The sequence below is a fragment of the Pseudomonas haemolytica genome, assembly GCF_009659625.1.
Taxonomy (GTDB): domain Bacteria; phylum Pseudomonadota; class Gammaproteobacteria; order Pseudomonadales; family Pseudomonadaceae; genus Aquipseudomonas; species Aquipseudomonas haemolytica.
In genome coordinates this window covers 1-5,572 of record NZ_VOIW01000014.1, presented here as the reverse complement: position 1 = coordinate 5,572, position 5,572 = coordinate 1, and the positions used below count along the sequence as shown (strand labels likewise).

Below are 5,572 nucleotides of genomic sequence, written 5' to 3'. Positions count from 1 at the left end.
AAACAAAACCCCAACTGCTTTCGCAATTGGGGTTTCGGAATTTAATCTTGACGATGACCTACTCTCACATGGGGAAACCCCACACTACCATCGGCGATGCATCGTTTCACTACTGAGTTCGGGATGGGATCAGGTGGTTCCAATGCTCTATGGTCGTCAAGAAATTCGGGTACTGAGTCGTAGCCAGTTGGCTTCGCTTCAGCAAATTGGGTATGTGACAGCTTTCGGTGTTTTGTAAGAGTCGAACTTTCGGTTCATTTCGTCTTCACACACCGCAATCTGGCCTTTCGACTCAAATTGCTTGGGTGTTATATGGTCAAGCCTCACGGGCAATTAGTATTGGTTAGCTCAACGCCTCACAGCGCTTACACACCCAACCTATCAACGTCGTAGTCTTCGACGGCCCTTCAGGGGACTCAAGGTCCCAGTGAGATCTCATCTTGAGGCTAGTTTCCCGCTTAGATGCTTTCAGCGGTTATCTATTCCGAACATAGCTACCCGGCAATGCCACTGGCGTGACAACCGGAACACCAGAGGTTCGTCCACTCCGGTCCTCTCGTACTAGGAGCAGCCCCTCTCAAATCTCAAACGTCCACGGCAGATAGGGACCGAACTGTCTCACGACGTTCTAAACCCAGCTCGCGTACCACTTTAAATGGCGAACAGCCATACCCTTGGGACCGGCTTCAGCCCCAGGATGTGATGAGCCGACATCGAGGTGCCAAACACCGCCGTCGATATGAACTCTTGGGCGGTATCAGCCTGTTATCCCCGGAGTACCTTTTATCCGTTGAGCGATGGCCCTTCCATACAGAACCACCGGATCACTAAGACCTACTTTCGTACCTGCTCGACGTGTCTGTCTCGCAGTCAAGCGCGCTTTTGCCTTTATACTCTACGACCGATTTCCGACCGGTCTGAGCGCACCTTCGTACTCCTCCGTTACTCTTTAGGAGGAGACCGCCCCAGTCAAACTACCCACCATACACTGTCCTCGATCCGGATAACGGACCTGAGTTAGAACCTCAAAGTTGCCAGGGTGGTATTTCAAGGTTGGCTCCACGCAGACTGGCGTCCACGCTTCAAAGCCTCCCACCTATCCTACACAAGCAAATTCAAAGTCCAGTGCAAAGCTATAGTAAAGGTTCACGGGGTCTTTCCGTCTAGCCGCGGATACACTGCATCTTCACAGCGATTTCAATTTCACTGAGTCTCGGGTGGAGACAGCGCCGCCATCGTTACGCCATTCGTGCAGGTCGGAACTTACCCGACAAGGAATTTCGCTACCTTAGGACCGTTATAGTTACGGCCGCCGTTTACCGGGGCTTCGATCAAGAGCTTCGCGTTAGCTAACCCCATCAATTAACCTTCCGGCACCGGGCAGGCGTCACACCCTATACGTCCACTTTCGTGTTTGCAGAGTGCTGTGTTTTTAATAAACAGTCGCAGCGGCCTGGTATCTTCGACCGGCATGAGCTTACGGAGCAAGTCCTTCACCCTCACCGGCGCACCTTCTCCCGAAGTTACGGTGCCATTTTGCCTAGTTCCTTCACCCGAGTTCTCTCAAGCGCCTTGGTATTCTCTACCCAACCACCTGTGTCGGTTTGGGGTACGGTTCCTGGTTACCTGAAGCTTAGAAGCTTTTCTTGGAAGCATGGCATCAACCACTTCGTTATCTAAAAGATAACTCGTCATCAGCTCTCGGCCTTAGAATCCCGGATTTACCTAAGATTCCAGCCTACCACCTTAAACTTGGACAACCAACGCCAAGCTGGCCTAGCCTTCTCCGTCCCTCCATCGCAATAACCAGAAGTACAGGAATATTAACCTGTTTTCCATCGACTACGCTTTTCAGCCTCGCCTTAGGGACCGACTAACCCTGCGTCGATTAACGTTGCGCAGGAAACCTTGGTCTTTCGGCGTGGGTGTTTTTCACACCCATTGTCGTTACTCATGTCAGCATTCGCACTTCTGATACCTCCAGCAAGCTTCTCAACTCACCTTCACAGGCTTACAGAACGCTCCTCTACCGCATCACTTACGTGATACCCGTAGCTTCGGTGTATGGTTTGAGCCCCGTTACATCTTCCGCGCAGGCCGACTCGACTAGTGAGCTATTACGCTTTCTTTAAAGGGTGGCTGCTTCTAAGCCAACCTCCTAGCTGTCTAAGCCTTCCCACATCGTTTCCCACTTAACCATAACTTTGGGACCTTAGCTGACGGTCTGGGTTGTTTCCCTTTTCACGACGGACGTTAGCACCCGCCGTGTGTCTCCCATGCTCGGCACTTGTAGGTATTCGGAGTTTGCATCGGTTTGGTAAGTCGGGATGACCCCCTAGCCGAAACAGTGCTCTACCCCCTACAGTGATACATGAGGCGCTACCTAAATAGCTTTCGAGGAGAACCAGCTATCTCCGAGCTTGATTAGCCTTTCACTCCGATCCACAGGTCATCCGCTAACTTTTCAACGGTAGTCGGTTCGGTCCTCCAGTTAGTGTTACCCAACCTTCAACCTGCCCATGGATAGATCGCCCGGTTTCGGGTCTATTCCCAGCGACTAGACGCCCTATTAAGACTCGCTTTCGCTACGCCTCCCCTATTCGGTTAAGCTCGCCACTGAAAATAAGTCGCTGACCCATTATACAAAAGGTACGCAGTCACCCAACAAAGTGGGCTCCCACTGCTTGTACGCATACGGTTTCAGGATCTATTTCACTCCCCTCTCCGGGGTTCTTTTCGCCTTTCCCTCACGGTACTAGTTCACTATCGGTCAGTCAGTAGTATTTAGCCTTGGAGGATGGTCCCCCCATATTCAGACAAAGTTTCTCGTGCTCCGTCCTACTCGATTTCATGACTAAGAGATTTTCGCGTACAGGGCTATCACCCACTATGGCCGCACTTTCCAGAGCGTTCCGCTAATCTCAAAGCCACTTAAGGGCTAGTCCCCGTTCGCTCGCCACTACTAAGGGAATCTCGGTTGATTTCTTTTCCTCAGGGTACTTAGATGTTTCAGTTCCCCTGGTTCGCCTCTTGCACCTATGTATTCAGTACAAGATAACCATCTTATGATGGCTGGGTTCCCCCATTCAGACATCTCCGGATCAAAGTCTGTTTGCCGACTCCCCGAAGCTTTTCGCAGGCTACCACGTCTTTCATCGCCTCTGACTGCCAAGGCATCCACCGTATGCGCTTCTTCACTTGACCATATAACCCCAAGCAATCTGGTTATACTGTGAAGACAACATTCGCCGAAAATTCGATAATACTCAATTACGAGTAACTCACAAATTTTACCTTAGCCTGATCCGTTACCAGTGAAAGTAACGTTCAGTCTATCTTTCTATCACATACCCAAATTTTTAAAGAACGATCTAATCAAAGACTAGAAATCAACATTCACCATCGCATTGATGGAATGCTCATTTCTAAGCTTTCAAACTTCAGAAGCAGTAGTGGTGGAGCCAAACGGGATCGAACCGTTGACCTCCTGCGTGCAAGGCAGGCGCTCTCCCAGCTGAGCTATGGCCCCGTATTTCTACAGGCGTTTCCCACACAAAATTGGTGGGTCTGGGCAGATTCGAACTGCCGACCTCACCCTTATCAGGGGTGCGCTCTAACCAACTGAGCTACAGACCCAATTTCGGGCTGCTTCTTTATCGTCTTCTTCAATGAATCAAGCAATTCGTGTGGGAACTTATGGAGCAGCTGATGTCGTCGATTAAGGAGGTGATCCAGCCGCAGGTTCCCCTACGGCTACCTTGTTACGACTTCACCCCAGTCATGAATCACACCGTGGTAACCGTCCTCCCGAAGGTTAGACTAGCTACTTCTGGTGCAACCCACTCCCATGGTGTGACGGGCGGTGTGTACAAGGCCCGGGAACGTATTCACCGCGACATTCTGATTCGCGATTACTAGCGATTCCGACTTCACGCAGTCGAGTTGCAGACTGCGATCCGGACTACGATCGGTTTTATGGGATTAGCTCCACCTCGCGGCTTGGCAACCCTCTGTACCGACCATTGTAGCACGTGTGTAGCCCAGGCCGTAAGGGCCATGATGACTTGACGTCATCCCCACCTTCCTCCGGTTTGTCACCGGCAGTCTCCTTAGAGTGCCCACCATTACGTGCTGGTAACTAAGGACAAGGGTTGCGCTCGTTACGGGACTTAACCCAACATCTCACGACACGAGCTGACGACAGCCATGCAGCACCTGTCTCAATGTTCCCGAAGGCACCAATCTATCTCTAGAAAGTTCATTGGATGTCAAGGCCTGGTAAGGTTCTTCGCGTTGCTTCGAATTAAACCACATGCTCCACCGCTTGTGCGGGCCCCCGTCAATTCATTTGAGTTTTAACCTTGCGGCCGTACTCCCCAGGCGGTCAACTTAATGCGTTAGCTGCGCCACTAAGAGCTCAAGGCTCCCAACGGCTAGTTGACATCGTTTACGGCGTGGACTACCAGGGTATCTAATCCTGTTTGCTCCCCACGCTTTCGCACCTCAGTGTCAGTATCAGTCCAGGTGGTCGCCTTCGCCACTGGTGTTCCTTCCTATATCTACGCATTTCACCGCTACACAGGAAATTCCACCACCCTCTACCATACTCTAGTCAGTCAGTTTTGAATGCAGTTCCCAGGTTGAGCCCGGGGATTTCACATCCAACTTAACAAACCACCTACGCGCGCTTTACGCCCAGTAATTCCGATTAACGCTTGCACCCTCTGTATTACCGCGGCTGCTGGCACAGAGTTAGCCGGTGCTTATTCTGTCGGTAACGTCAAAACACTAACGTATTAGGTTAATGCCCTTCCTCCCAACTTAAAGTGCTTTACAATCCGAAGACCTTCTTCACACACGCGGCATGGCTGGATCAGGCTTTCGCCCATTGTCCAATATTCCCCACTGCTGCCTCCCGTAGGAGTCTGGACCGTGTCTCAGTTCCAGTGTGACTGATCATCCTCTCAGACCAGTTACGGATCGTCGCCTTGGTGAGCCATTACCCCACCAACTAGCTAATCCGACCTAGGCTCATCTGATAGCGCAAGGCCCGAAGGTCCCCTGCTTTCTCCCGTAGGACGTATGCGGTATTAGCGTCCGTTTCCGAACGTTATCCCCCACTACCAGGCAGATTCCTAGGCATTACTCACCCGTCCGCCGCTCTCAAGAGAAGCAAGCTTCTCTCTACCGCTCGACTTGCATGTGTTAGGCCTGCCGCCAGCGTTCAATCTGAGCCATGATCAAACTCTTCAGTTCAAACATCTTTGGGTTTTTAAGAAACCCTAAACTTGGCTCAGCAATCGTTGGTTACATCTTTGATTTCTCGCGGAGTAACTTGTGATGCTGATAATCTTGTTGACTATCAGTCTGACTCCACAAGCACCCACACGAATTGCTTGATTCAGTTGTTAAAGAGCGGTTGGTTAAGATCTTTCGTCTCAACCGAGGCGCGCATTCTACAGCAGCCTCATTTGCTGTCAAGTGATTATTTTCAGAAGCTTTCGAAGATTTCTTCAACAACTTCAACCACTTGCGCTTCTGATCTCTCATCAGCGGGAGGCGAATTCTACAG

At 50.9% G+C, this 5,572-nt stretch carries 2 tRNA genes and 3 rRNA genes; all 5 read right to left on the bottom strand.

Annotation, left to right across the window (positions count from 1 at the left end):
• Window positions 1–45: 45 nt before the first annotated feature.
• The 5 genes from rrf to FRT59_RS26885 all read right to left on the bottom strand — a co-directional run bounded on the left by rrf (window position 46) and on the right by FRT59_RS26885 (window position 5,256).
• Window positions 46–161: ribosomal RNA gene (rrf, locus tag FRT59_RS26905) — 5S ribosomal RNA — on the bottom strand.
• A 151-nt stretch (window positions 162–312) separates the two neighbouring features.
• Window positions 313–3,204: ribosomal RNA gene (locus FRT59_RS26900) — 23S ribosomal RNA — on the bottom strand.
• 249 nt (window positions 3,205–3,453) lie between these two features.
• Window positions 3,454–3,529 (bottom strand) — tRNA-Ala (locus tag FRT59_RS26895).
• A gap of 30 nt (window positions 3,530–3,559) precedes the next feature.
• A tRNA-Ile gene (locus tag FRT59_RS26890) sits at window positions 3,560–3,636 on the bottom strand.
• An 83-nt stretch (window positions 3,637–3,719) separates the two neighbouring features.
• Window positions 3,720–5,256 (bottom strand): 16S ribosomal RNA (locus FRT59_RS26885).
• The 16S, 23S and 5S rRNA genes sit together here with 2 tRNA genes alongside, the layout of an rRNA operon.
• Between the last annotated feature and the right edge of the window lie 316 nt (window positions 5,257–5,572).